The sequence below is a fragment of the Actinotalea ferrariae genome, from assembly GCF_019733465.1.
GTDB classification, from domain to species: domain Bacteria; phylum Actinomycetota; class Actinomycetes; order Actinomycetales; family Cellulomonadaceae; genus Actinotalea; species Actinotalea ferrariae_A.
This window is the reverse complement of the sequence record NZ_JACVQL010000374.1, coordinates 1-2266: the sequence shown is the minus strand read 5'-3', so window position 1 is coordinate 2266 and position 2266 is coordinate 1. Positions and strand designations below refer to the sequence as shown.

The window sequence follows — 2266 nt, the reverse complement described above, 5'->3', positions numbered from 1 at the left end:
CCGCGGTCGAGGTCGAGCCCGCTGAGAGCCCGCAGCCGGAGCCGGCCCCCGCCCTCGACGGCGGCGCGGCGGCGACGCCGGCCGCGCTCCCCGCCGAGGCCGAGGTCGTGCCGGTCCCCGCCGCCACGTCGGCCGTCTCCGTCCAGGTCGCCGCAGCGACCGAGGTGGCCGCCTCCGCGGAGCCCGTCGCGTCGAGCGAGACCGGGCCTGCGGCATTCGCGCTGGGCCAGGCCCCGCTGCCCGCCGGCGCAGGGACGCCCGTGGCCCCCGGCACGGTCAAGCCCGACGCGTCGAACACCGGCGTCCGTGCCGGCTCGAAGCTGACGGTGCACCGCGGAGACATCACGGTGACGCAGCCCGGCACGGTGCTGGAGAACCTGGACATCTACGGGTTCGTGAACGTCAAGGCCGCCGACGTGACCATCCGCAACTCGCGGGTCCGCGGCTCGGGCCCGGGCTCGTACAGCATCGGTCTGATCAACGCGACGGACTCCAAGGTGCGCAACCTGGTGGTCGAGGACGTCACGCTCGTCCCCGACTCCCCGTCGTACTGGATCGACGGCGTCCTGGGGCACGACTACACCGCGCGCCGGGTGAACACCTGGAACGTCGTGGACGGGTTCGGGATCTTCAACACCCACGCCGCCACGGCGAACGTGCGGATCGAGTCGAGCTACGTGCACGACCTGGCCTACTTCTCCCCGTCGCCGACGCACTCGGACAACCAGACCCACAACGACGGCATCCAGATCCAGGGCGGCTCGAACATCACGATCGTCGGCAACACGCTGTCGGCGTGGCGCTCCAAGACGGCCGGGACCCAGAACTACAAGGTCCAGCAGGCCGGGTTCGGCCTCATCGTGACGCCCAACGTCAACGCGGTCACGAGCGCCTCGGTCAGCAAGAACTGGTTCGACGGCGGGCACATCCCGCTGAAGATCGAGCGTCGCGACCGGGTAGGTGCGATGAACTTCGGGTCGATCACGGACAACAAGTTCGCACGTGACATGGGCAACACGTACATGGCTGGGAAGAGCAACTTCTTCACCATCCTCATGACGCCGGACACGACCGCCGTGACGACCGGGAACGTGTACGCCGACAACGGCGCACCGGTCGAGGTGCGCCGCGACAGCGGCACCTCCACCGCACCCTGAGCCGGTCCCACCGCTCAGCCGCCTGACGGCCGACCGTCCGCCTGCCTGACGTCCCGGCTGCCCGGCTGCTGACTGCCCGGCCGCCCTGCCGCCCGCCGTCCGACCCCCGACGGCGCGCCTCGCGGCGTGATCGGGCCTCGATCGCGTCTGCCCCCGCTCGCCCGGACAGGGCGCCGGGCGCACCCCCACCCACGTACCTGCGGCGTACCCGCCGCCCACCGGCACGTCCGCCTGAGGACGCGCACGCCACGAGCGTGCGTGCCCTCCTGCGGTGCTGCCCATCCACAGGAGCAATGATGAGGAACCGTCTCACCGGCCGGAGCATCGCGCCGTCCAGCACCACCCGTCCTGCCCGTCGTCGTGGCCTGCTGGCCACGAGCGTCGCGGCCGCCGTCGCCCTCGCCGGGCTCGTCGCGCCGTCCGCTGCGGCCGCCGCGACCGCAGGCGCCGAGGACCAGTTCTCCCGCACCGTCGTTTCGGGCTGGGGCAAGGCGAACGCCGGCGGCACCTGGTCCGGCAGCGGCTCGCTCGCCGTGCGCTCGGGCGCGGGCCACCAGGTGCTGAAGGCCGGTGCCTCCGCCTCCGCCGGTCTCAAGGACTACTCGGCCACGAGCACGGACCTGCGCGTCCGGACCTCGCTGGACAAGGCTCCCCGAGCTGGCACCGCGTACCTCTCGGTGATCGGCCGCCAGGTCGGCACCGCCGGCGACTACCGTGCCCGGCTGAAGATCGCGGCCGACGGCACCGTCACCCTCGTCGCCTCCCGCGGCGAGAGCGACCTCGACTCGGCGCCCCTCTCCCTGAAGTACGCGAGCGGCACGTCGGTGAACGTCCGCGTGCAGGTGACCGGCACCTCGCCGACGACCGTGAAGGCCAAGGCGTGGAAGAACGGCTCGAGCGAGCCGTCCGCCTGGCAGGTCTCCGCGACGGACACGACGGCCGCGCTCCAGAAGCCCGGTTCGGTCGGCATCTTCTCGTACCTCTCCGGTTCGGCGAGCAACGCGCCCGTCACGACGCGCTGGGACGCTCTCACGGCCGTGCCCGCCGCCGGGAGCCCGGCCGTCGCGCCCGCCCCGGCCCCGGCCCCCGCGCCCGCCCCGGCTCCGGCC

At 73.0% G+C, this 2266-nt stretch carries 2 pseudogenes; both read left to right on the top strand.

What is annotated here, in order from left to right:
• A pseudogene (locus tag ICW40_RS19955) lies at positions 1–1157 on the top strand (hypothetical protein); the annotation flags it as partial.
• A 296-nt stretch (positions 1158–1453) separates the two neighbouring features.
• Positions 1454–2266: pseudogene (locus ICW40_RS19950) on the top strand (hypothetical protein); the annotation flags it as partial.